Origin of the sequence: Actinomadura opuntiae, assembly GCF_030283205.1 — a bacterium.
Lineage (GTDB): Bacteria > Actinomycetota > Actinomycetes > Streptosporangiales > Streptosporangiaceae > Spirillospora.
The window spans coordinates 1-23,551 of record NZ_JASNWF010000037.1 but is presented as its reverse complement, the minus strand read 5'-3'; the positions used below and the strand labels follow the sequence as shown (position 1 = coordinate 23,551).

The 23,551-nt window shown below is 72.4% G+C and carries 18 protein-coding genes; 12 read left to right on the top strand and 6 right to left on the bottom strand.

What is annotated here, in order from left to right:
* Nucleotides 1-430 precede the first annotated feature (430 nt).
* Complete coding sequence (locus QP089_RS45795; RefSeq protein WP_285920880.1) at nt 431-1,675, bottom strand: class I SAM-dependent methyltransferase; 1,245 nt, start codon at nt 1,673-1,675, stop codon at nt 431-433.
* Between the two features lie 269 nt (nt 1,676-1,944).
* Here QP089_RS45795 and groES point away from each other — a divergent pair, with 269 nt between their 5' ends.
* The 4 genes from groES to QP089_RS45775 all read left to right on the top strand — a co-directional run bounded on the left by groES (nt 1,945) and on the right by QP089_RS45775 (nt 5,825).
* Complete coding sequence (gene groES / locus QP089_RS45790) at nt 1,945-2,253, top strand: co-chaperone GroES (RefSeq protein WP_446474150.1); 309 nt, start codon at nt 1,945-1,947, stop codon at nt 2,251-2,253.
* Between the two features lie 86 nt (nt 2,254-2,339).
* A complete protein-coding gene (groL, locus tag QP089_RS45785; protein WP_285920879.1) occupies nt 2,340-3,965 on the top strand; it encodes a chaperonin GroEL in 1,626 nt (541 codons plus the stop codon).
* Between the two features lie 409 nt (nt 3,966-4,374).
* The gene (locus QP089_RS45780; RefSeq protein WP_285920928.1) at nt 4,375-4,962 is read left to right on the top strand and encodes a sigma-70 family RNA polymerase sigma factor; all 588 of its coding nucleotides are present in this window, start codon (nt 4,375-4,377) and stop codon (nt 4,960-4,962) included.
* Nucleotides 4,959-5,825, top strand: coding sequence for a hypothetical protein (locus QP089_RS45775; RefSeq protein ID WP_285920878.1), 867 nt, complete (start codon nt 4,959-4,961; stop codon nt 5,823-5,825). The genes QP089_RS45780 and QP089_RS45775 overlap by 4 nt, the downstream gene beginning before the upstream one ends.
* Before the next feature lie 60 nt (nt 5,826-5,885).
* Here the strand turns inward: QP089_RS45775 and QP089_RS45770 are convergent, their stop codons facing one another.
* Complete coding sequence (locus tag QP089_RS45770; RefSeq protein ID WP_285920877.1) at nt 5,886-6,275, bottom strand: DUF5319 domain-containing protein; 390 nt, start codon at nt 6,273-6,275, stop codon at nt 5,886-5,888.
* Between the two features lie 275 nt (nt 6,276-6,550).
* On the opposite strand from QP089_RS45770, the gene guaB reads away from it, so the two are divergent.
* The 3 genes from guaB to glpD all read left to right on the top strand — a co-directional run bounded on the left by guaB (nt 6,551) and on the right by glpD (nt 11,299).
* Nucleotides 6,551-8,047, top strand: a complete 1,497-nt coding sequence (gene guaB, locus QP089_RS45765; RefSeq protein WP_285920876.1) for an IMP dehydrogenase — start codon at nt 6,551-6,553, stop codon at nt 8,045-8,047.
* A gap of 295 nt (nt 8,048-8,342) precedes the next feature.
* On the top strand, nt 8,343-9,458 hold the full coding sequence (locus QP089_RS45760) for a GuaB3 family IMP dehydrogenase-related protein (RefSeq protein WP_285920927.1): 1,116 nt from the start codon (nt 8,343-8,345) through the stop codon (nt 9,456-9,458).
* A 98-nt stretch (nt 9,459-9,556) separates the two neighbouring features.
* Complete coding sequence (glpD, locus tag QP089_RS45755) at nt 9,557-11,299, top strand: glycerol-3-phosphate dehydrogenase (protein ID WP_285920875.1); 1,743 nt, start codon at nt 9,557-9,559, stop codon at nt 11,297-11,299.
* Between the two features lie 899 nt (nt 11,300-12,198).
* Here the strand turns inward: glpD and QP089_RS45750 are convergent.
* Nucleotides 12,199-12,909, bottom strand: a complete 711-nt coding sequence (locus QP089_RS45750; RefSeq protein ID WP_285920874.1) for a TetR/AcrR family transcriptional regulator — start codon at nt 12,907-12,909, stop codon at nt 12,199-12,201.
* Nucleotides 12,910-13,912: 1,003 nt separating this feature from the next.
* On the opposite strand from QP089_RS45750, the gene QP089_RS45745 reads away from it, so the two are divergent.
* The 3 genes from QP089_RS45745 (at nt 13,913) to QP089_RS45735 (ending at nt 17,858) form a co-directional block, all read left to right on the top strand.
* Nucleotides 13,913-15,493, top strand: a complete 1,581-nt coding sequence (locus QP089_RS45745; protein WP_285920873.1) for a succinic semialdehyde dehydrogenase — start codon at nt 13,913-13,915, stop codon at nt 15,491-15,493.
* An 8-nt stretch (nt 15,494-15,501) separates the two neighbouring features.
* Nucleotides 15,502-17,253 (top strand): GMC oxidoreductase, encoded by a 1,752-nt coding sequence (locus QP089_RS45740; RefSeq protein WP_446474149.1) that lies wholly within the window; start codon nt 15,502-15,504, stop codon nt 17,251-17,253.
* Nucleotides 17,254-17,471: 218 nt separating this feature from the next.
* The gene (locus tag QP089_RS45735) at nt 17,472-17,858 is read left to right on the top strand and encodes an avidin/streptavidin family protein (protein ID WP_285920871.1); all 387 of its coding nucleotides are present in this window, start codon (nt 17,472-17,474) and stop codon (nt 17,856-17,858) included.
* Nucleotides 17,859-17,925: 67 nt separating this feature from the next.
* Here QP089_RS45735 and QP089_RS45730 read toward each other — a convergent pair whose 3' ends face one another.
* Nucleotides 17,926-18,834, bottom strand: coding sequence for a zinc metalloprotease (locus tag QP089_RS45730; protein WP_285920870.1), 909 nt, complete (start codon nt 18,832-18,834; stop codon nt 17,926-17,928).
* 220 nt (nt 18,835-19,054) lie between these two features.
* Between QP089_RS45730 and QP089_RS45725 the strand changes: the two genes are divergently transcribed.
* A complete protein-coding gene (locus QP089_RS45725; RefSeq protein ID WP_285920869.1) occupies nt 19,055-19,789 on the top strand; it encodes a DNA alkylation repair protein in 735 nt (244 codons plus the stop codon).
* A 184-nt stretch (nt 19,790-19,973) separates the two neighbouring features.
* Here the strand turns inward: QP089_RS45725 and QP089_RS45720 are convergent, their stop codons facing one another.
* Complete coding sequence (locus QP089_RS45720) at nt 19,974-21,032, bottom strand: zinc metalloprotease (protein WP_285920868.1); 1,059 nt, start codon at nt 21,030-21,032, stop codon at nt 19,974-19,976.
* 222 nt (nt 21,033-21,254) lie between these two features.
* Here QP089_RS45720 and guaA point away from each other — a divergent pair, with 222 nt between their 5' ends.
* Nucleotides 21,255-22,829: a glutamine-hydrolyzing GMP synthase gene (gene guaA / locus QP089_RS45715; protein WP_285920867.1), complete on the top strand. Its 1,575-nt coding sequence runs from the start codon at nt 21,255-21,257 to the stop codon at nt 22,827-22,829.
* A gap of 68 nt (nt 22,830-22,897) precedes the next feature.
* On the opposite strand, the gene ahpD is transcribed toward guaA, so the two are convergent.
* Nucleotides 22,898-23,440 (bottom strand): alkylhydroperoxidase, AhpD family, encoded by a 543-nt coding sequence (gene ahpD / locus QP089_RS45710; RefSeq protein WP_285920866.1) that lies wholly within the window; start codon nt 23,438-23,440, stop codon nt 22,898-22,900.
* Nucleotides 23,441-23,551 lie beyond the last annotated feature (111 nt).

Below are 23,551 nucleotides of genomic sequence, written 5' to 3'. Positions count from 1 at the left end.
TCTGTGATTCGAGGGCTTCTGGGCAATTGCGGGGATCGGTTCCGCCGCCGGGACGGTGCGCCGGGCGCCTCCGGACCGCCCGCGGCGGGGAGTCTGTCCGTACATCTCGTCCAACATCGGCAGTTCCCGTGCCGCCCTCCCGCCCCTCCCGCCGGTCCGCGCCGGCCTGACGCGGCGCCGTCCACCGGGCCGCAACGCCATTTCCGGGCGGCATTCGTGGGAGCCCGGAACCCGATCTCTGAACCTGCCTTGGTGTTTCCCCGCCCGTTGATCTCGGTGCGCCGTTTCAACGGCCGCCGCGGCCGCCTTGCCGGGCGCCCGTAATCCCTGGTGAACGCAATGCCGGAAAGCGCGAATGATTTGCACGGGCATGGTGCGTCGCGCGGACGTCCTTGGCGTTGCGGTGCCGCGCGGAAGATCTTTGGACCGTTTAGCGGGCGCGGCCCGCCCTGGGCGGGTCGGCCGCCCGGACGGGACGGGCGAGCAGGGCGACCGGGTCCCGGCCGACCCGCGTCACCACCACCGTTGCCTCGGCGCCGCCGTACCCGCCGCGGCGCCCGCCGAAGCCGAGGTCGCGGCGGAGCCGGTCGACGTCGACCGCCGACCCGCGCTTCTTGACCGTCAGCACGCCGGCCTCCCGGCGCCGCAGCTCGGCCTTGAGGCGCTTCACCGAGAACGGGAGCACGTCCTCGATCTCGTACGCGGACGCGAACGGCGTCGGGCGCAGCTCGTCGGAGGTGACGTAGGCGATGTGCGGATCGGCGAGCCCGCCGCCGACCAGGTCCGCGACCTCTGCGACGAGATGGGCCCGGATGACGGCCCCGTCCGGTTCGTAGAGGTAGCGGCCCCACGGGCGGACGTCCGGGTCGCCCAGCCCGGCCGGGGTCAGCGTGCACGCGTCCCCGCCGGACGGCAGGAGCGTGGCGCGCCGCCCGACCTCTCCGGCGAGCCCGCCGAGCCACAGGGCGGCCTCCTTGACGTCGCCGGCGACCGACACCCACTCCGCCTCCGCGCCCTTGGGCACCGCCTCGTGCGGGATGCCGGGCGCGACCTTGACGCATGCGGCGGGCGCCCGTCCCGCGAGATCCAGGACGGTGTCCAGCGGCGGTTCGTAGGAGCGGGGGTCGAAGACGCGGCCACGGGCCGTCCGGCGTCCTGGGTCGGCGAACACGGCGGCATATCCGTCTGGGGCCTCTTCCACGGCATCGCCTACGCGCACGCGCGCGAGGTCGTCCAGCCCCAGAGCGGTCACATTGGCCTTCGCCACCTCGGCCGTAAGCGGATCGCGTTCCACGCCGTCCCCTGTAAGACCCACTCGCGAACGCGCCGTAAGGTCGGCACCAATGCCGCACCCCAGTTCCAGCACGCGCGCGCCCGTGGGCAACACGGCGGCGAACCGCAGCGCCCGATGCGCCGCCACGTTCGCGCGCGTCGACTGCTCCAGCCCCGCCTGCGTGAAGTACATGCGGCCGGCGTCGTCGCCGAACTTGGCCTCCGCGCGCCGCCGGAGCCGCACCTGGGTCAGCGCCGCCGCCACGAGGTCCGCCCCGTACCGCGCGCGCAGCCGGGACGCGGTGCCCAGCAGCCCCGCCTCGGACACGTCCGCTTCGCCCGCCTCCGCGAGAAGTGCCTGGCCGGCGGGGGTCAGCAGCTCCCGGAACGACGCGATGTCCATGTCCTGGACGGTAGCGGCCGGAACCCGCGGATGATCCCCGGGTGAACGGTCCGGAACGCCGCGGGCGTGCGTCCGTGTCCGTGTTGACGGGCAAACGGGCACGGCATAGTCTCACTGACTGGCACTCTCAACGCGAGAGTGCCAACACAGCGACAAAGGTTCGGTCTGGCACCCGCGACGACAGGCCGGTCCAGGGTCGCCTCTTCTGTCACCAGTGCCGGTCGGTCAGCCATGGCCGGCCGAGGACCAATCGAAGGGGAGGTCAGATCGTGACGACCGCCACCAAGGTTGCTCTCAAGCCGCTCGAGGACCGCATCGTCGTCCAGCCGCTTGAGGCCGAGACCACCACCGCCTCCGGGCTGGTGATCCCGGACACCGCCAAGGAGAAGCCGCAGGAGGGCACCGTCCTCGCCGTCGGCCCGGGCCGCGTCGACGACAAGGGCGAGCGCGTCCCTGTCGACGTCAAGGTCGGCGAGGTCGTGCTCTACAGCAAGTACGGCGGCACCGAGGTCAAGTACAACAACGAGGAGTACCTCGTCCTCTCGGCCCGCGACGTGCTCGCGGTCATCGAGAAGTAATCACCGAGACGTGATGCGCCCGCCCCGGCCCGCGCCGCCCACCGGCGGGGCGGCCGGGGCGGACCGCGTGACATAGGAGTATCCCCATGGCGAAGATCCTGGAGTTCGAGGAGGACGCTCGCCGGGCTCTTGAGCGCGGCGTCAACGCTCTCGCGGACGCCGTCAAGGTGACGATCGGCCCGCGCGGCCGCAACGTCGTCATCGACAAGAAGTTCGGCGCGCCGACCATCACCAACGACGGCGTCACCATCGCCCGCGAGGTGGAGCTGGAGGACCCCTACGAGAACCTCGGGGCCCAGCTCGCCAAGGAAGTGGCGACCAAGACCAACGACATCGCGGGCGACGGCACCACCACCGCGACCGTCCTGGCGCAGGCCCTGGTCCGCGAGGGCATCCGCAACGTGGCCGCCGGCGCCTCGCCGCTCGGCCTCAAGCGCGGCATCGACACGGCCGCCCAGTACGTCTCCGACCAGCTGCTGAAGTCGGCCCGCGAGGTCGAGGAGAAGGGCGAGATCGCGCACGTCGCGACGATCTCCGCGCAGGACGCGCAGATCGGCGAGCTGATCGCCGAGGCGTTCGAGAAGGTCGGCAAGGACGGCGTCATCACCGTCGAGGAGGCCCACACCATGGGCCTCGAGCTGGAGTTCACCGAGGGCCTCCAGTTCGACAAGGGCTACCTGTCCCCGCACATGGTCACCGACCCCGAGCGCATGGAGGCCGTCCTCGAGGACGCCTACGTGCTGATCGTGGACGGCAAGATCTCCAACGTGCAGGAGTTCCTGCCGCTGGCGGAGAAGGTCGCCCAGACCAAGAAGCCGCTGCTGGTCGTGGCCGAGGACGTCGAGGGCGAGGCCCTGGCGCTGCTCGTCGCCAACAAGATCCGCGGCACCTTCACCTCCGTCGCCGTCAAGGCGCCGGGCTTCGGCGACCGCCGCAAGGCGATGCTGGGCGACATGGCCACCCTGACCGGCGGCCAGGTCGTCAGCGAGGCCATCGGCCTCAAGCTCGACTCCATCGGCCTGGAGGACCTCGGCCGCGCCCGCCGCATCACCGTCACCAAGGACGCCACCACCATCGTCGACGGTGAGGGCTCCGCGGACGACATCACCGCGCGGGTCAACCAGATCAAGGTCGAGATCGAGAACTCCGACTCCGACTGGGACCGCGAGAAGCTGCAGGAGCGGCTGGCCAAGCTGGCCGGCGGGGTCTGCGTGCTGCGCGTCGGCGCCGCCACCGAGGTGGAGCTGAAGGAGAAGAAGCACCGCCTCGAGGACGCCATCTCGGCGACCCGCGCGGCGATCGAGGAGGGCATCGTGTCCGGCGGCGGCAGCGCGCTGGTGCACGTGGCCAAGGAGGGCTTCGACACCCTCGGCCTGTCCGGCGACGAGGCCACCGGCGCCGAGGCGGTCCGCCGCGCGCTGGTCGAGCCGCTGCGCTGGATCTCCGAGAACGCCGGCCAGGAGGGCTACGTCGTCGTCTCCAAGGTGCAGGAGCTGCAGCCGGGCCACGGCTACAACGCCGCCACCGGCGAGTACGGCGACCTGATCGCCCAGGGCGTCATCGACCCGGTGAAGGTGACCCGTTCGGCCGTCACCAACGCCGCGTCGATCGCGGGCATGCTGCTCACCACCGAGGCGCTCGTCGTGGACAAGCCCGAGGAGGAGGAGCCGGCGGCCGGCGGCCACGGTCACGGCCACGGTCACGGCCACTGATCTTCCGCACGGCGGGCGAGCGGCTCGCCCGCCCCGAAGATCGCCACAAGGCCCCCGCCCCCACCGGGCGGGGGCCTTCGCCGTTTCCGGGCCGGGGGCCTTCGCTCTTCCGGGCGGGGACCTTCGCCGTTTTCGGGGGGCCGGGGGTCGTCGCCGGCCCGCCGATTCTTCGGCGCTCGACGGACGATTTCGGCACTCTGGGCGGTCGACTGACCGCAATGCGTGGTATTTTCGGGGTCGTCCGTGCACTGTGACCATTCCGTTGCCGACGACAGTGGCGACACGCCCGGCGGTGCTGGGCATCATGCTTGACGTGACCGAGGGAAGCTACGCCGGGACCATGACCGCGCGCGCTGCCGACCCCTCGGAGGGACCGGCCCCTCCGCCGCACCACGACACCGGCCGCCGCATGCGCGTGCTGCGGGCCGCGAACGAGGGCGACGGCGACCTCAGGGAGCTGGCCAACCTCGCCGTCCAGGGCGACCCGGGCGCGATCGAGGTGCTCATCGCCGAGGTCCGCCCGATGATCGTGCGCTACTGCCGCGCCCGCCTCGGCCGGGTCTCCGGGCAGTACCACATCGCCGACGACGTGGCCCAGGAGGTCTGCATCGCGGTGCTGTCGGCGCTGCCCCGCTACCGCGACATGGGCCGCCCGTTCGCGTCCTTCGTCTTCGGCATCGCCGCGCACAAGATCGCCGACGCGCTGCGCAGCGCGGTCCGCGCGGCCGTGCCCACCGAGGACCTGCCGGACGGCCCCGACGACCGTCCCGGCCCCGAGGAGACGGTGGTCCGCTACATCGAGGCGCAGCGCGCCCGCGACCTGCTGACGCGGCTCCCCGACCACCAGCGCGAGCTGGTGCTGCTGCGCGTGGTGGCGGGCCTGTCGGCGGAGGAGACCGGTAATGTGCTGGGCATGTCCGCGGGGGCGGTACGGGTCGCGCAGCACCGGGCCCTGGCCCGGCTCCGCGCGATGGCCAGAGAGGAGTCGATCGCTTGACGGAGCGGAGCCCTGGCGCCCCGGATCCGGTCGGGCCTTCGAACCGCGGCGGGACCCGCGAGCCGGCGAGCCGGCCGCAGGCCCCGGCGGTCACCCTGCTCGCCGACCTCGGCGCGGTGCGCCGTACCGACGCGGTCATCGACGCGCTGGCGGCGCGGCGCGCTGCCGGCTCCGCCCCCCGTTCCGCGGCTGACCGTCCCGCCGCCGAGCGCGCCCGCCCCGACGACGAGGGCGCGGCCGACCCGGCCGTCCGGCTGCTGCGCGCGCTGATCGCCGACGTCGACGAGCCGGACCTCGGACGCGACGCCGCCGGCCCGCCCGACCCGGGTCCCGGCGCCCCGCCGTCCACCCCCGGTCCCGGGCCGCGCCGCCGCGGGCCCCGCACCATCGTCGCGCTCGGCGTCGCCGGCGCCGTGCTGGCCAGCACCGGCGTGGCCGCCGCCGGCGGCGGCGTCACCGACCGCGCCGCGGCGTCCCCGCCCGCCGGCGCCGGGGTGTCGGGCCCCGCCGAGCCCCGCGCCAAGGACACCGACGCGGGCACCCACACCTCGCCGCGCACGCCGCAGCCTCCCGCCACCGCCGCGGTGCCCGCGCCCGCTCCGGAGCGTCCCGCCGCCGAACCGACCGCCGCCGAAGACCCGGGCCACCGGGACTACGACCGCATCAAGCGCAACCTGGAGCACATCCTCCGCGCCCCCGGCCGCCCGCACCGCACCGCGCCCCACCGCGCGCGGGCCCCGCACGTCAGCCCGATGATCCGCCCGTCCGCGCCGCCCGACGACGACGCCCGGCGCACCATCGACGACATCCGCCGCCGCGCCGAGAAGCGCATGAACCAGTACGAGAACCCCGACCGGGACTGAGCTATCTTCCGGAGGCGACGGTGACCGGCCGTCGTGCCGCGCTCCCGCTCCGGACGCCGGTCAGTTCTCCTCGCGGCCCTCTTCGCTGTCGATCACGCCGTCGACGTAGCCGCGGGCGTACTCCCAGCTCACGTAGTCGACGGGGTCGGGCGACAGGGCGGGCTCGTGCACCCGGGGCAGCCCCTGGTCGAGCAGGTGGCGCAGGTTGCCGTGCAGCAGGTCCCAGTCGATGTAGTGCAGCTTGCCGCAGTCGGCGCAGTCGACGGTGAGGCCGCGGACGCCGAGCGGCTCCAGCAGCGCCCGGAAGACCTCCAGGTCGGCGAGGTCGGCGAGCACGTCCTCGCGCTCGGCCACGCTCAGCGGCGCGGCGTCCTCGCCGGGGTCGCCGAGCGACGCCGCCGGATCCTCCGGGTCTCCGGCGAACGGGTCGAGCGGGGCATCGTCGTGCACGGGTCCACGCTACTGCGCGCCGCCCCGCCAGGTGCACCCCCCGGTCTCCTCTGTGCGCGAACAACTACTCTGCGTGTCCGCGGCGCGGGCCGCGGAGTGCGGTGAAGGCCCGTCCGGAAGGGGAATGCGGGCGGGCGCGGCGCGCGTTACGGGGTGTCATCAAGGCCACGTGCCCGGTGTCCGCAACAGCCCGTCCCGGCGCGGGACGACGGCCTACCATGGGAACAGGGTCGCCGTGACCTGGCCGGATACCGTCACCACTACGGAAGGCAACCATGAACCCCGCCGCCGAGCCCGCCAAATTCCTCCCGCAGGGCCTGACCTTCGACGACGTGCTGCTGCTGCCGGGCTACTCCGACCTGCAGCCGGGGGAGGCCGACACCACGACCCGGCTGACCCGGGAGATCTCGCTGCGGATCCCGCTGGTGTCGGCGGCGATGGACACGGTGACGGAGGCCCGCACGGCGGTCGCGATGGCGCGGCAGGGCGGCATCGGCGTGCTGCACCGCAACATGTCGATCGAGGAGCAGGCGGGCAAGGCCGACCGGGTCAAGCGGTCCGAGGCGGGGATGATCACCAACCCGGTGACCTGCCTGCCGGACGCGACGCTCGCCGACGTCGAGGAGCTCTGCGCCCGCTACCGGATCTCCGGCGTCCCGGTGACGGACGTACGCGGCGTGCTGGTCGGCATCGTGACGAACCGCGACATGCGCTTCGAGACCGACCTTTCCCGTCCGGTGCGCGAGGTCATGACCAAGATGCCGCTGGTCACGGCGCCGGTGGACGTGTCGCGCGACGAGGCGTTCCGGCTGCTGGCGGGCAACAAGGTGGAGAAGCTCCCGCTCGTGGACGGCGACGGGCGGCTCAGGGGCCTGATCACCACCAAGGACTTCACCAAGAGCGAGCAGTACCCCGACTCGACCAAGGACGCCGACGGCCGGCTGCTGGTCGCCGCCGCGGTCGGCGTCGGCGAGGACGCGATCAAGCGCGCGCGGGCGCTCATCGAGGCCGGCACCGACGTGATCGTCGTGGACACCGCGCACGGCCACTCCAAGGGCGTCGCCGACACCATCGCCACGATCAAGTCGAGCGCGCCCGTCCAGGTCGTCGGCGGGAACGTCGCCACCTACGCCGGGGCGAAGCTGCTGATCGACGCGGGCGCGGACGCGATCAAGGTCGGGGTCGGGCCCGGCTCGATCTGCACCACCCGGATCGTCGCCGGCGTCGGCGTCCCGCAGCTCACCGCGATCTTCGAGGCGTCCCGCGCCGCCAAGGAGGCCGGCGTGCCGGTGATCGGCGACGGCGGCCTGCAGTACTCCGGCGACATCGCCAAGGCCATCGTCGCGGGCGCCGACACGGTGATGCTCGGCAGCCTGCTCGCCGGCGTCGAGGAGTCGCCCGGCGAGCTGATCTTCGTGCACGGCAAGCAGTACAAGTCGTACCGGGGGATGGGCTCGCTCGGCGCGATGCGCAACCGCGAGCGCGGCGCCTCCTACTCCAAGGACCGCTACGCCCAGGCCGACGTCACCGCCGAGGAGAAGCTGATCCCCGAGGGCGTCGAGGGCCAGGTGCCCTACCGCGGCCCGCTCGCCAACGTCGCCCACCAGCTCGTCGGCGGCCTGCACCAGTCGATGTGGTACGCCGGGACCCGCACGATCCCCGAGCTGCAGGAGCGCGGCCAGCTCATGCGCATCAGCCCCGCCGGCCTGCGCGAGAGCCACCCGCACGACATCCAGATGACCGTCGAGGCCCCCAACTACCAGGGCCGCTGACCCCACCCCTCCTCCTCCGCCCCCGCGCCGTGCTCGCACGCCAGCGCGCACGCCAGGCCGCACGCCAGGCCGCGTGCCGAGCCGCACGCCGAGCCGCGCCGCCCGCAGGTCCGGTCCGTCCGCAGGCTCGGTCCGTCCGCAGTGCTCGCCGCGCGGGTCGTCGTGGGCGGGCGGGATCCATCCTGGTCGCGGGGTGCGCCGCGTCCTGCCGTAAGCTCGTGCGGGGCTTGTTCCCGCCGCCGGCGGGAACATCGGCTTGTCCGCGAGGTGGAGGAAGGGCGCAGTGGCTGCTGAGGTGGAGATCGGCCGGGGCAAGAGCGGCCGGCGGGCGTACGCCTTCGACGACATCGGCATCGTCCCGTCGCGCCGCACGCGCGACCCGGAGGAGGTCAGCGTCGCCTGGCAGATCGACGCCTACCGGTTCGAGATGCCGCTGGTCGTCGCCCCGATGGACAGCGTGGTCAGCCCGGCCGTCGCGATCGCCATGGGCCGGATGGACGGCCTCGCCGTGCTCGACCTCGAGGGCCTGTGGACCCGCTACGAGGACCCCGAGCCGCTGCTCGCCGAGATCACCGGGCTGGACGACGCCGCCGCCACCCGGCGGCTCCAGGAGATCTACACCGCGCCGATCAAGGAGGAGCTGATCGGCCGCCGGATCCAGGAGATCCGCGACGCCGGCGTCACCGTCGCGGCGCGGCTGTCCCCGCAGCGCACCGCCCAGTTCCACAAGGCCGTCATCGACGCGGGCGTCGACCTGTTCGTCATCCGCGGCACCACCGTGTCCGCCGAGCACGTGTCCGGGCGCCACGAGCCGCTGAACCTCAAGCAGTTCATCTACGACCTCGACGTCCCCGTGATCGTCGGCGGCTGCTCCACCTACACCGCCGCGCTGCACCTGATGCGCACCGGCGCCGCCGGCGTGCTCGTCGGGTTCGGCGGCGGCTCCGGGCACACCACCCGGACCGTCCTCGGCGTCGCCGTCCCGATGGCCACCGCCGTCGCCGACGTCGCCGCCGCCCGCCGCGACTACATGGACGAGTCCGGCGGACGGTACGTGCACGTCATCGCCGACGGCGGCATGACCAACAGCGGCGACATCGCCAAGGCGTTCGCCTGCGGCTCCGACGCCGTCATGGTCGGCTCGCCGTTCGCCCGCTCCAGCGAGGCGCCCGGCCGCGGCTACCACTGGGGCAGCGAGGCCCACCACGGCGACGTCCCGCGCGGCACCCGCCTGCACCTCGGCACCATCGGCTCGCTGGAGCAGATCCTGCACGGCCCCTCGCACGTCGCGGACGGCTCGATGAACCTGATCGGCGCGCTGCGCCGCGCGATGGCGACCTCCGGCTACACGGAGTTGAAGGAGTTCCAGCGGGTACAGGTCGTGGTGGCGCCGCGCCGGTCCACCGACTGAGAGCGACCCCACGCCGAATCGGGCGCATCACGGGTGGACCCGTCCCTACTGTTGGGTAGGTACTGCTCGTAACACGAACCGATCTGGGGGGAATCGCGATGACGGGATCACCTGTGACCGGCCTCGGCAGCTCACGGCTCGGCCCCGCCGAACGTGCCGCCGCGCTCGACCGGATGGCGCGCGAGGAGTTCGACGTCGTGGTCGTCGGCGGCGGGATCGTCGGGGCCGGCGCCGCACTGGACGCGGCGACGCGCGGCCTCACGGTCGCGGTGGTCGAGGCGAGGGACTTCGCGTCCGGCACGTCGTCCCGGTCGTCCAAGCTGATCCACGGCGGGCTGCGCTACTTGGAGCAGTACAACTTCGACCTGGTCCGCGAGGCGCTCACCGAGCGCAGCCTGCTGCTCCAGCAGATCGCGCCGCACCTGGTGCGCCCCGTGCCGTTCCTGCTGCCGACCACCCACCATGTGTGGGAGCGCGCGTACTTCGGCGCCGGCGTCGCGCTCTACGACCTGCTGTCGCTGCAGATGGGCATGTCGCGGGGTGTCCCGCACCACCGGCACCTGTCACGCCGCGGCGCGCTGCGGCTCGCGCCGTCCCTGCGCAAGGACGCTTTCACCGGCGCCATCCAGTACTGGGACGCGCAGGTCGACGATGCCCGCTTCGTCATGACCGTGCTGCGGACCGCCGCCGAGTACGGCGCGCAGATCGCCTCCCGCACGCAGGTGCTCGGCTTCCTGCGCGAGGGTGAACGCGTGACCGGGCTGCGCGTCCGCGACCTGGAGGCCAACACCACCGCCGAGGTCCGCGCGAAGCAGGTCGTCAACGCCACCGGGGTCTGGAGCGACGACATCCAGGAGCTCGTCGGCGGTCGCGGCCAGATCCACGTCAAGGCGTCCAAGGGCATCCACCTCGTCGTCCCGAAGGACCGCATCCACTCCTCGACCGGGATCATCCTGCGCACCGAGAAGTCCGTGCTGTTCGTCATCCCGTGGGGACGGCACTGGATCATCGGCACCACCGACACCGCCTGGGACCTCGACAAGGCCCACCCCGCCGCGTCCAAGGCCGACATCGACTACGTCCTCGACCACGTCAACACAGTCCTGTCCACACCCCTCACCCACGACGACGTCGAGGGCGTGTACGCGGGCCTGCGGCCGCTGCTCACCGGCGAGACCGACGAGACGTCCAAGCTGTCCCGCGAGCACGTCGTCGCCCACCCCGTCCCCGGCCTCGTCCTGGTCGCGGGCGGCAAGTACACCACCTACCGCGTCATGGCCAAGGACGCCATCGACGCCGTCGCCCACGGCCTCGACGGCAAGATCCCCGAGTCCTGCACCGACCGGATCCCGCTGGTCGGCGGCGACGGCTTCCAGGCCATGTGGAACGCCCGCCACCGCCTCGCCGCCCGCTACGGCGTGCACGTCGCCCGCGTCGAGCACCTGCTGGGCCGCTACGGCACCCTCACCGACGACCTGCTGGAGCTCATCTCCGACAAGCCCGACCTCGGCAAGCCGCTGGCGGGCGCCGACGACTACCTGCGCGCCGAGGTCGTCTACGCGGCCTCCCACGAGGGCGCCCGCCACGTCAACGACGTTCTCGCCCGCCGCACCCGCATCTCCATCGAGACCTGGGACCGCGGCGTCAACGTCGCCCAGGAGGCTGCCGACCTCCTCGCCCCCGTCCTCGGCTGGTCCAAGAAGCAGCGCGACCGCGAGATCGAGTACTACCGCAAGCGCGTCGAGGCCGAACGCGCCTCCCAGGCCAAGGACGACGACCAGGAAGCCGACGCCAGCCGCCGAGGCGCCCCCGACATCGTCCCCACCGCCACCCCGTCCTAGCCCCACCCCACGAAGCCAAGCCCGGCCATCGGGTCTGGCATCGGGTCTGGCAACTGGCCAGGGCCGCTGGATAGGACGCTGGGCATCGCCGATGGTTCCGCGGTTCGGCGGGTAGCCGGGCCCGGCCGTCGGCTCCGGCAACCGGCCACCTCAGCGGGATCGCGCCGGGCGCGGTGAAGAACGTCCTGGTCGACGCGATCACGCAGCTGCAGGGCAACCGCGGTGGCGCCGGGGTGTTCGCCGTGATCGGCCTGCTGGCGGCGGTGTGGCCGGCGTCGGGGTACGTGGACGCGTTCATGCGCGCCGGGCCGTTGGCCAGGGCGCCAGTGCTTGCAGGCCGGGCACCACACCGGGCGGACGGCGCCAGGGCAGGCGGAAAGGGCACCAGACCCGGCAGGCCTGACGCCGGGCCCGGCAGGTGACTGGGCCGACGATGTCCCCCGCTCGGGCGCCTCGCGCGGCTCCATGGTCGGTGCTCCGCAGCCGTGATCGCGGAAGGCCCGCGCGTGTGGCACGGGGTGGCGAAACATCCCGTCGCGTGGCAGGACGGCGGGTGCCAGCCTCCATTTCAGCGCAAGGTCTCCAAACGCCCAAAGGGACCATCCCCACCGAGCCCGGCGGGCTGGGCATCGAGGCCGAAGGGCAGCCGGAGCCGGTGAGCGGGTGCCAAGGCTCGGCGGGTGGTGCGGCCTGGCGGGGTGGGCGTGAGGGCCGGTGGGTCGGTGGACGGTGCGAGGGCCTGGTGGGCGGGTGCCAGGCCTGATGGGTGGGGGCACCAGGCCTGGCAGGGCCGCTCCCGTGCAATGGACGCCAAGCCGGCAGGTTGGATGTCGGGCCTGGCGGGGTGGGGCCAGGTCCGGTGGGGTGAGTGTCGGGTGCGGCGGTTCGTGGGGCGGTGGTCAGGAGGCGGCGCGGCCGAGCATCAGGTCGATGCCCGTCGAGTACAGGTCGGCGGGCACGCGGTCGGGATCGAGCAGGTGCTGGAAGGCGAGCCCGAAATCCAGTGCCATGGCGAGGGCCGCGCGCTCGGACGGGGCGATGCCGTCCACATCCCGCAGTTCGCTGGCCATGTGGGCGCGGCGCTCGGCGTACCAGTCGGCGATCCGCCAGCCCGCCGCATAGTCGCGCATGCCGTACAGCCAGAACTCCACCAGCAGGAGCGCTAGCCTGCGCGCGCGGTCGTCGGAGCCGTCGCGTGCGGCGCCGCGTCCGGTGCGCTCCTCCTCGTCGCGCGACTGGTCGGCGGACCGCAGTTCGTCGCAGACGTCGGTGCCGAGCCGGTCGCTGGTGAACCGTTCGAGCAGGGCCAGCAGGAGATCAGTCTTCCCGGCGAAGTTGGAGTACACCGCTCCCTTGGTCAAGCCTGCCGCCGCAGCGATGTCGTCGAGCGAGGCGCCGTGGATACCGCGTTCCGCCCACAGGCGTTCGGCCGCCGACAGCAGCGCGGTCCGCGTCTGCTCCCTGCGCTCCTGCCGCGCGCTCGCCTGCCCCCCGCGCGCCGTCCCGCGAGCGGGCTGCCGACCGTCGTGGCCGTTGCCCCGCTGGAACGTCCGTGGCTCCTTGGCCAGGGACCCGCCGCCGAAGCCGGGAGGCGGCGATCCGCCAGGCATGCCCGGCGCCCGGCTCCCGCCCTCGGATTCGCCCACTCGGGCCGCAGGGACGTTGGCGCGCGCGGGGGTTCCGTTGCTGATCTCGCTTGACCTCTCGGTGAGAGCGTTCGTCTCGGCTGGACGCGTCTTCGTGGCGAGCACACCGCCGCCATTGGCCGGGCTCGTGTTGGCGCTGGGTGAGGTCCCGGCGAGTGGGCTGTGCTGGCCTGCGGGATCGCCGGGCTCATTCGCCGGGCCGTCCTGGGCGGTGAGGGCACCGGACGCGGAGGTGCTCGCCGGAGTCGCAGCTCTGGCTGACGTGGTCGCCGGCGTTGGCGTGCCGACGGCGTTCGTCGCCGCGCCTGTGCTGGTGCTGGTGCGGCCCGGTGGCGTGGCCTGGCTTGGGGTGGGGGTGTTTGCCCGGGTCGTGGTGCCGGTGGGGGATGCCGTGGTGCCTGTGGTGGCGGCACGCGGCGGTGTCGCCTGGGTTGGGGTGGGGGTGGTCGTGTGGGTTGGGGTGGTGACGGGAGGCGTCGCGGTGGTCGCCGGGGGGCCGGTCGGGGTGGGATCGGTTTTGGTGGTCGTGGGGCCCTCCGGCGGGGTGGGGGTGATCGGGGTCGTGTGGGTGGGGGGTGCGGACGGGGTGCTGCCGCCGCTGGGCGGGCGCGGGGAGCGGGTGTCGCTCGCGTCCGTCGGGTCACCCTCGGGCCGTAGGTCGCCGTGGGCGTCGTTCATGTGCTGTTCCCTCCGCTGCCATGGCGCGCGTCCACGGCACCCCCGGACGCGCGGCAGCGGACGTCCGAGGGCGGCGGGATGGGCGCCGGATTCTCCTCCTGTTCTCGGAATACACCGGTCGGACGCGGTCAGTCCCGGACTTGCGCAACTCTCCCCGGGTTGGAACGGTCCGTTCGTGGATGGTTGTCACTGCCGGACGAAGAAACCCCACGAAGGTGGGGCATTTCACGGCAAGTGCCCTGTTACCTGCGGGTAGCCAAAAATGGCCAGGGGGTCATACGCTGCCTGCATGGCATCCCCGACGGTCCCTGCCAAAGGCGTGGCAGAGCACGAGCTCCCGCAGTCCCTGATCGACCGGCTGGCCTCCCATGTCGCATCGGGCGGCGCCGAGACGGTCACGATCCCCACGCCGTTCACGGGCGAGCCGCTCGCGGCGGTCCCGCTGTCCGGCGCGGACGACGTCGGCGCCGCCTACGAGCGGGCCCGCGAGGCGCAGCGCGTGTGGGCCGCGCTGCCGGTGAGCGAGCGGGTCAAGCCGTTCCTGAGGCTCTCGGACGCGCTGGTCGAGCGGCGCGAGGAGATCCTCGACATCATCCAGCTGGAGACCGGCAAGGCCCGCCGCCACGCGATGGAGGAGTTCCTCGACGTGGCGCTGTGCTCGCTGTACTACGCGCGGCGGGCCGGGAAGCTGCTGAAGCCGCAGCGCAGGCAGGGCATGATGCCGGGTCTCACCCGTGTGCGGGAGCTGCGGCACCCCAAGGGCGTCGTCGCCCTGATCGCGCCGTGGAACTACCCGTTCGCGCTCGGCGCCAGCGACATCGCGCCCGCGCTGATGGCGGGCAACGCGGTGATCCACAAGCCGGACACCCAGACGTGCCTGTCCAGCCTGTGGGTGCTGGACCTGCTGGTCGACCTGGGGCTGCCGCGCGACCTGTGGCAGATCGTCGTCGGCGACCCCGGGGAGATCGGCGACATGCTGATCGACAACGCCGACTACGTGTCGTTCACCGGGTCCACCCGCGGCGGCAAGGCGATCGCCGAGCGGGTCGCGCCGCGGCTCGTGTCGTACTCGCTGGAGCTCGGCGGGAAGAACCCGATGATCGTGATGCCCGACGCCGACGTCGAGCGCACCGCGCGCGGCGCCGTCCGGGCGTGCTTCACCAACGCCGGGCAGCTGTGCATCTCGATCGAGCGGATGTACGTCCACGAGGACATCTACGACCGGTTCGTCCCGCGCCTGGTCGAGCTGGTCAAGGGCATGAAGCTCGGTACCGGGCTCGACTTCGAGGCCGAGATGGGCTCGCTGACCTACCAGCGCCAGCTGGACGCGGTGACGCGGCACGTCGACCAGGCCGTCAAGGAGGGCGCGACCGTCCTCGCCGGCGGCAAGGCCCGCCCGGACGTCGGCCCGCTGTTCTACGAGCCGACCCTCCTCGCCGACGTCACCGGCGACATGGACCTGTGCGCCAGCGAGACGTTCGGCCCGGTCGTCGCGGTCTACAAGTACCGGGACGAGGACGAGGTCATCGCGCGCGCCAACGACACCCCCTACGGCCTGAACGCCTCGGTGTGGACGAAGAACCCCGCGCGGGCGCGCCGGGTCGCCGCCAGGATCAAGGCGGGCACCGTCAACATCAACGACGGGTACGGCGCCGCGTACGCGTCGTACGACTCGCCGATGGGCGGGATGAAGCAGTCCGGCGTGGGCCGCCGGCACGGCTCCGAGGGCCTGCTGAAGTTCACCGAGGTGCAGACCATCGCGAGCCAGCACCTCATGGACCTCGAGCCGCCCGGCTCCATCGGCTACGACAGGTTCGCCGACGTCATGGCAACCGGGATCAAGCTGATGAAGAAGCTGCGGATCAAGTAAGGATGGCCGTGAAGCACGACTACGACGTGCTCGTCGTCGGGTCGGGATTCGGCGGCAGCGTCTCGGCGCTGCGGCTGACCGAGAAGGGGTACAAGGTCGGCGTGATCGAGGCTGGCCGCCGGTTCGACACCGCCCCGTCCGCCGGCCCCGGCTCCCGCTACCCCGCGCTGCCCCGGACGAACTGGCGCGTCTCCCGCTACCTGTGGGCGCCCGCGCTGGGCCTCACCGGGATCCAGCGGTTGCACCTCATCCGCGGGGAGAAGTCCAGCCGGGTCATGGTGATGGCCGGCGCGGGCGTCGGCGGCGGGTCGCTGAACTACGCCAACACCCTGTACGTGCCGCCCGCGCCGTTCTTCCAGGACAAGCAGTGGGCGCACATCACCGACTGGCAGGACGAGCTGGCCCCCTACTACGACCAGGCCAAGCGGATGCTCGGCGTCGTGGAGAACCCGACCACGACCGAGGCCGACAAGGTCATGAAGAAGGTCGCCGACCGGATGGGCGCGGCCGGCACCTTCGTCAAGACCCCGGTGGGCGTCTACTTCGGCGGTGGCGCGGGCGTCGAGAGCCCCGACCCGTTCTTCGGCGGCGCGGGCCCGCGCCGCCGCGGCTGCCTGGAATGCGGCGAGTGCATGGTGGGCTGCCGCCACGGCGCGAAGAACATGCTCACCGAGAACTACCTGTACCTCGCCGAGAAGGCCGGTGCCCGGGTGATGCCGCTCAGCCGCGTGACCTCGGTGAAGCCGCTGGCGGGCGGCGGCTACGCGGTCGAGATCGTGCGGACCGGCTCGTTCGGGCGCAACCGCAGGACGCTCACCGCCGAGCAGGTGGTGTTCGCCGCCGGCACCTACGGCACGCAGAAGCTCCTGCACAAGCTGAAGAGCACCGGCCTGCTGCCGCGGCTGTCCGATCGGCTCGGCGCGCTGACCCGCACGAACTCCGAGGCCATCCTCGGCGGCGGCCGCCGCAACGGCACGCCCGGCCCGGACTTCTCCAAGGGCGTCGCGATCACCTCCTCCTTCCATCCGACTCCCGAGACCCACATCGAACCGGTCCGCTACGGCCGCGGGTCCAACCTGCTCGCCGGCCTGCAGACCCTGCTGATCGACGGGGACCGGCCCGGCGAGCGGCACACCCCCCGCCTCCTGAAGTTCGCGCGCGAGGCGGCGCGCCGCCCCCGTGACCTGCTCCAGCTGTTCGACGTGCGGCACTGGTCCGAGCGCACGGTGATCGCGCTGGTCATGCAGACCCGGGACAACTCGATCACCCTGCGCCCGAAGAGGGGGCCGTTCGGCTGGGACGTTCGCGCGTCCGCGGGGCACGGCGAACCGAACCCCACCTGGATCCCCGAGGGCCACCGGGCGACCCGCCTGATCGGCGAGGAGATCGGCGGGATCGCCGGCGGCACCTGGGGCGACCTGTTCGACGTCCCGATGACCGCGCACTTCCTCGGCGGCTGCGCCATCGGCGACTCCGCCGAATCCGGCGTCATCGACGCCTACCACCGGGTGTACGGGCATCCGGGCCTGCACGTGGTGGACGGCTCGGCGGTCTCCGCCAACCTCGGCGTCAACCCGTCCCTCACGATCACCGCGCAGGCCGAGCGCGCGATGTCCTTCTGGCCCAACCGGGGCGAGGCCGACACTCGCCCCGAGCCGGGCGGCACCTATCGAAGAATCACCCCCGTCCTTCCGAAGAATCCCGTCGTTCCCGCGAATGCTCCAGCGGCGCTCCACCTTCCGATCGTCGAGATCACCTGACCGGTCGCGCGGCCCGGTCCGTCCCCGCCTCCGAACCGGGCCGCGGCCGGCCCCTTCCTGACAGGCCCACCGCGTCCCATGCTCACGCCCCGCCCACGGCGGCGGAAGTGGAACGTCATTCTGTGGATAACCTCGGCCGGCCCGGCCGCCGGAGGCACTGCCGGACGCCCGCCCGGCGGAGTGTGGACCGTCGGCGGTGTGCGGGTGATCGTGGAGGGATGCACAACGACAACACTGTGAGCTGGGTCGGCACGTGGCGCAATCAGTACGGATCGACGCTGGTCGTCACCGACGACGCCGGCGGCCGGCTGCGGGGCACGTTCCGCACCGCGCTCGGCGACAGCGCGTTCGCCGGTGAGGATGCCGAGATCACGGGGTTGCACGTCGGCGAGTGCGTGCACTTCGCGTTCGGCCGTTTGGGGCCGCACGGCGACTCCGTCGCGTCCTTCACCGGACTCCTGCGTGACGGGCGGCTGGAGACGGTGTGGCATGTGGTGTCCGACTCGGCCGTGAAGCCGCCCGCGCCGGGGCGGCCGCCCGAACTGCTCAAACTGCCGTGGGCGCATGCGGCAATGACCAACGCCGACACTTTCACACGCGTCTGACGTCGCGAGACGAGGGGCGCCCGGCGCCGGAGGGGGTGGCGCTCCGGCGCCGGGACCACCGTCCGGGTCAGGCGCGGTAGGCGGCCCATTGGTCGCGCATGCGCTGGGTCTGGCCCGGCGTGAACTCGTACATGCAGGAGTCGTAGCTGTAGTCCATGAAGTTGTGGATGGGGTCCAGGCCGGACGAGGAGCAGGTGTCACGACCGGTCGGGCACCCTGAGGCGGGGCTCTGTTCGGCGGGGGTGTCGGAGACGCGGTCGCCTTGGCCGCTGCAGCCGCCCTGGAACGTGTGGTAGAGCCCCATCCAGTGGCCGACCTCGTGGGTGGCGGTGTCGCCCTCGTTGTAGTTGGTCAGCGAGCCGCCGGGGACGCTCTGGTAGTGGATGACGACGCCGTCCATCTTGGGATGGGAACGGTAGTCGCTCGGGAACGTGGCCCAGCCGAGGAGGCTGTCGCCCAGGTCGGCGGTGTAGAGGTTGAGGTCTTGGGCGCCGCCGGTGTGGAGCGCGTTCTTCATCGCGGTCTCGTTGCCCTCAGGGTCGGAGAACCACGCCGCGTTGTTCGTCCGTTTGACGGAGGCGAGGGTGAAGGAGACGCCGCTCGGCGCATAGGCGCTGTTGAGGACCTGCAGCTGCTTGCTGAGGGTGGCGTCGGACAGGCTGCCGGTACTGCCGCTGGTGATGACCTGGAAGTGCACCCGGACGGTCATCGCAGCAGCGGCCTTGACCTTGCCGGACACGGCGAGCCGTCCCAGCCGGTTGTGGAAGTCCTTCTCCATAGCGGCCACCTTGGCGGCGCCGGGTTGGTGGCGCTCGGTGGCGTGCGAGCCGGCACGGACGCGGGCCTGCGCGGCGGCCGGCTCGGAACTGCACTTCGCACCCGGAACGGGAGCGGAGAGGGCGGGAGCGGCGGCCGGGGCGTACGCGGTGAATGCGGCGAGCATGCCTATGGCGGTGGCGATTCCAGCGCGTTTCATGGCACTCCTTGGGGGCGGCGCGCCCGGGGGACGGCGCGCGGGGGGAGCGGAGTCATCGCTGGAACAAGGGTGATTGCCGACATGAGTCGCGTCTTTGGCAAACCTGGACGAATAGCAACGAAAAACCGGGACTCGGGTGCCATAGCGCGAGCGCCGGATTGTCGGACCGGCGATGTAGCGTGAGCGCCGGATCGTCGGAGGGACGGCGTAGCTTCGTCGCATGGACGTCGAGGGCGAGGCCGCGGGGATCCTGGACGAGCTGCGCGCCCAGGCCGACCCGGTGCGTGCCGACAGCGAGAAGCGCTACCTGAAGAGCGACCTCGCGCACATCGGGGTGCCCGTCCCGGCGCTGCGGAAGGTGGCGCTGTCGGCGGTCAGGGCGAAGCCGGCGCGGGACGAGCTGCTCGGGCTCGTGGACGCGCTGTGGACGGCGGCGGACGAGGGCCGTCCCGTGCACGAGGCTCGCATGGCGGCCGTGGAGGTGCTGGCCAGGCGGGTCGAGCTGCTGGAGCCGGGAGACCTGGCCGTGGCGGAGCGGCTCATCCGCGACTCGGCGAGCTGGGCGCTGGTGGACCATCTCGCCGAGAAGGTGGTCGGCGTGCTCGTCCTCCGCTTCCCGGAGCTGGGGAAGGCGCTGGACGTGTGGGTGGGCGACCCCTACCTGTGGATCCGGCGCACGTCGCTGCTGGCGCTCCTACCGGGCGTCCGGGCCGGAACACCGGATCTGGACCGGCTCACCAGGTACGGCGACGCCCTCATAGGCGAGAACGAGTTCTTCATCCGCAAGGCATTGGGGTGGGTGCTGCGAGAGCTGTCGAAGAAGGACCCCGGCTGGGTGGAGGCATGGGTGCAGGACCATATTGCCGACGTCTCCGGCGTCACGATCCGCGAGGCCGTGCGCCGGCTGCCGACCGACGACGCCACCCGCCTCCTGGCCGCCTACAAGGCACGCTGACGCGCCGCGCTGGCGTGCCGGGCTGAGGTGCCGCGTTGGCGTGCCGGGCTGAGGTGCCGCGTTGGCGTGCCGGGCTGAGGTGCCGCGTTGGCGTGCCGGGCTGAGGTGCCGCGTTGGCGTGCCGCGTTGGCGTGCCGCGTTGGCGTGCCGCGTAGTTGGGTTGTTCTGTTGGGAGGGGGTGGTGTTAGCGGCGGTAGGCGGTCCAGACCTTGTGCATGCGGGCGCCCTGGCCGGCGGTGAACGACGTCATGCAGGTGTCGTAGCTGTAGTCCATGAAGTTGTGGACGGGGTCGTTGCCGGCGGTGGGGCAGGTGTCCTTGCCGGACGGGCAGCCGTTGGTGGGGTCGCGCTCGGCCGGCGTGTCGGACACCCGGTCGCCCTGGCCGCCGCATCCGTCCTGGAACGTGTGGTAGAGCCCGAGCCAGTGGCCGACCTCGTGGGTGGCGCTGAAGCCCCGGTTGAAGTTGTCGATCGGGCCGCCCGGCATGCTGCCGTAGTGGATGGTGACGCCGTCCATCTTCGGCTCGGACTTGTACTTCCACGGGAAGGTGGACCAGCCGAGCAGGTCGCCGCCGATGCGGGCGCTGTAGAGGTTCAGGGTGCCCTTGCCGCCCTTGCGGAGCTTCGGCTTGTAGGTGCCCTCGTAGCGCTCCGGCTCGTCGAACCACGACGCCCTGTTGGTGCGGTCGATCTTCTCCAGGTGGAACGACACGCGCGTGTTCGCCCCGCCGTACCGGCCTCCGTAGGACGCGTTCAGCACGCTGATCTGCCGCTTCACGACCGAGGTCGGGACGTTGCCGGTGGAGCCGTCGTGCAGGACGTGGAAGTACACCGGCACGCTGATCGAGCCGGCGGCGCGCAGGTCGGAGGGGGCGGACTGGTCGTCGGGACGGTCCATGGCGCCGAGCCCGAGGCCCTTGAGGACCCGGCCGAGGCGCTGCTCGACGCTCGCGGACTCCGCCGGCGTCAGGGCGTTGCGCTCCCGCACGTGCGCGTCGGGTCGGCGCAGCCGGTCCAGCGGCGTGGCGCACGCGTGCGGGTCGACGGGCCGGGCCGCGGCACGCGCGGCGCTGCCGGAGGCGGCGGCGGAGCGTGCGCTGGCGGAGCGCGCCGCGGGACCTGCGGTGATCGCGCGCCCGTCGGGGCCGTCGTCGGGGTGCGCTCGCCCGGCCGCGGCGCCCGCGCCGGTCGGCACGGCGGGGACGAGGGCTGCGAGCAGGGCGGCGGCGGCGAGCAGCTTCACGACACTCCTAGGGGAGGACGCTGAATGCGTACGGACAACGACTGGACACAGGGCGTTATCAAGACGTATCAGAGAGAAGTCCTGCTGCGCGTGTGATCAAGGTAAACGGATGCCGACCGTTTTCGGCCAGTCGCCCAATGTGACCGGCGTGACCCGGGCGCGCGCATCGGCCCTGGATGGGGCCCCGTAGACTGGAGGTCTTTCCGGGCCCGTGCGAAAGGCGTGTTGGTGGCCGTAGACCAGTCCTTTGACACCGTTCTCGTCGTCGACTTCGGCGCGCAGTACGCGCAGCTGATCGCGCGGCGGGTCCGCGAGTGCCATGTGTTCAGCGAGATCGTGCCGTCCACCATGCCGGCGGCGGAGATGCTCGCCAAGCGGCCGAAGGCGATCATCCTGTCGGGCGGGCCGGCGTCGGTGTACGAGCAGGGGGCGCCGGCGGCGCCGGAGGGCCTGTTCGAGCTGGGCGTGCCGACGCTCGGGATCTGCTACGGCCACCAGGTGATGGCGCAGGCGCTCGGCGGGACGGTGGAGAACTCCGACGTCGCCGAGTACGGCGGCGCGACCGTCGCCGTCACCTCGCCCGGGATGCTGTTCGCCGGGCTGCCGCACGAGCAGGCGGTGTGGATGTCGCACCGCGACTTCGTCCGCGAGGCGCCCGCCGGGTTCACGGTGACGGCGAGCACGGACGTGACCCCGGTCGCCGGCATGGAGGACCGGGCGCGCGGCTTCTTCGGCGTGCAGTTCCACCCGGAGGTGCTCCACACCGAGAACGGCATGGAGATCCTGCGGCGGTTCCTCTACGAGGGCGCGGGCTGCCGGCCGAACTGGACGATGGTGAACATCGCGGACGAGTCGATCGAGGCCGTCCGGGAGCGGGTCGGCGGGAAGCGGGCGATCTGCGCGCTGTCGGGCGGCGTCGACTCGGCGGTCGCCGCGGCGCTCGTCCAGCGCGCCATCGGCGACCAGCTGACCTGCGTGTTCGTCGACCACGGGCTGCTGCGCAAGGGCGAGCCGGAGCAGGTCGAGAAGGACTTCGTCGCCGCCACCGGGGTGAACCTGCACGTCGTGGACGCGCAGGACCGCTTCCTCGCCGCCCTCGACGGCGTCAGCGACCCGGAGGAGAAGCGGAAGATCATCGGCCGCGAGTTCATCCGGGTGTTCGAGGAGGCGGCCCGCGAGATCGTCGGCGAGAACGCCGCGGAGCCGGTCGAGTTCCTCGTGCAGGGCACGCTCTACCCCGACGTCGTGGAGTCGGGCGGCGGCACCGGCGCGGCCAACATCAAGTCGCACCACAACGTCGGCGGGCTCCCCGAGGACCTGCAGTTCAAGCTGGTCGAGCCGCTGCGGACGCTGTTCAAGGACGAGGTCCGCGCGCTCGGCGAGCAGCTCGGCCTGCCGTCGGAGATCGTCTGGCGGCAGCCGTTCCCGGGCCCGGGCCTCGGCATCCGGATCATCGGCGCGGTCACCCGCGACCGCCTGGACATCCTGCGCGACGCCGACGCGATCGCCCGCGAGGAGCTGACCCGCGCCGGCCTCGACCGCGACATCTGGCAGTTCCCGGTGGTGCTGCTGGCCGACGTCCGGTCGGTCGGGGTCCAGGGCGACAGCCGCACCTACGGCCACCCGATCGTGCTGCGCCCGGTGACCAGCGAGGACGCCATGACGGCCGACTGGGCGAAGCTCCCGTACGAGCTGCTGCAGAAGATCTCGACCCGGATCACCAACGAGGTCCGCGAGGTCAACCGGGTCGCCGTCGACATCACGTCCAAGCCGCCGGGCACCATCGAGTGGGAGTGATCCCGCCGCGCGAAGCGTGAGGCCCGGGTGCTTTCCAGCACCCGGGCCTCACGCGTCGCGCGGAGATGTCAGACGGTCGCGGGCGCCAGGGCGGCCTCGGCGTCCAGGGTCGCGGCGGCCGCGTTCACGACGGCGGCGATCCGCAGGGCCTCCTGGACGAGCTCGCGCGACAGGCCGGCCTCGCGGACGACCTTCTCGTGCGACTCCAGGCACCGGCCGCAGCCGTTGATCGCCGACACGGCGAGGCACCACAGCTCGAAGTCGACCTTGTCCACGCCCGGCTTGCCGATGATCGACATCCGCAGCTTGGCGGGCAGCGTCGCGTAGGTCTCGTCACCGATCAGGTGCGTGGCGCGGTAGTACACGTTGTTCATCGCCATGATCGACGCGGCGCCCTTGGCCGCCTCGAAGGCCTCGGCGGTCAGGTAGTCGCCGGCCTCCTCGGCCAGCTCGCGGATGACGGTCGCGCTCCGGGTGGCGAGGGCGCAGGCCAGCACCGTCCCCCACAGCTGCTGCTCGGACAGCTGCGAGGTGGAGGTCAGCGAGCCGAGGTTGAGCTTGGTGTCCTTGGCGTAGCCCGGCAGGGCGCTCTTCAGCGCGTCAACGCTCATGATCCTGTGTCCTTTCGTGCGGACGGCCGGCCGCGCGGCGCGGGGCCGGCCGTCTGGGCCGGGCCGGCCGCGGCGGGCGCGGGGGCGCCGCGCGGGCCGGCCGGCGGGGTG

Bases quoted from the DNA above. Each gene is read 5' to 3' on its own strand.
- QP089_RS45795 (WP_285920880.1), bottom strand. From the start codon at position 1,675: ATGGACATCGCGTCGTTCCGGGAGCTGCTGACCCCCGCCGGCCAGGCA.
- groL (WP_285920879.1), top strand. From the start codon at position 2,340: ATGGCGAAGATCCTGGAGTTCGAGGAGGACGCTCGCCGGGCTCTTGAG.
- QP089_RS45780 (WP_285920928.1), top strand. From the start codon at position 4,375: ATGCGCGTGCTGCGGGCCGCGAACGAGGGCGACGGCGACCTCAGGGAG.
- guaB (WP_285920876.1), top strand. From the start codon at position 6,551: ATGAACCCCGCCGCCGAGCCCGCCAAATTCCTCCCGCAGGGCCTGACC.
- glpD (WP_285920875.1), top strand. From the start codon at position 9,557: ATGACGGGATCACCTGTGACCGGCCTCGGCAGCTCACGGCTCGGCCCC.
- QP089_RS45750 (WP_285920874.1), bottom strand. From the start codon at position 12,909: ATGCCTGGCGGATCGCCGCCTCCCGGCTTCGGCGGCGGGTCCCTGGCC.
- QP089_RS45745 (WP_285920873.1), top strand. From the start codon at position 13,913: ATGGCATCCCCGACGGTCCCTGCCAAAGGCGTGGCAGAGCACGAGCTC.
- QP089_RS45735 (WP_285920871.1), top strand. From the start codon at position 17,472: ATGCACAACGACAACACTGTGAGCTGGGTCGGCACGTGGCGCAATCAG.
- QP089_RS45730 (WP_285920870.1), bottom strand. From the start codon at position 18,834: ATGAAACGCGCTGGAATCGCCACCGCCATAGGCATGCTCGCCGCATTC.
- QP089_RS45725 (WP_285920869.1), top strand. From the start codon at position 19,055: ATGGACGTCGAGGGCGAGGCCGCGGGGATCCTGGACGAGCTGCGCGCC.
- ahpD (WP_285920866.1), bottom strand. From the start codon at position 23,440: ATGAGCGTTGACGCGCTGAAGAGCGCCCTGCCGGGCTACGCCAAGGAC.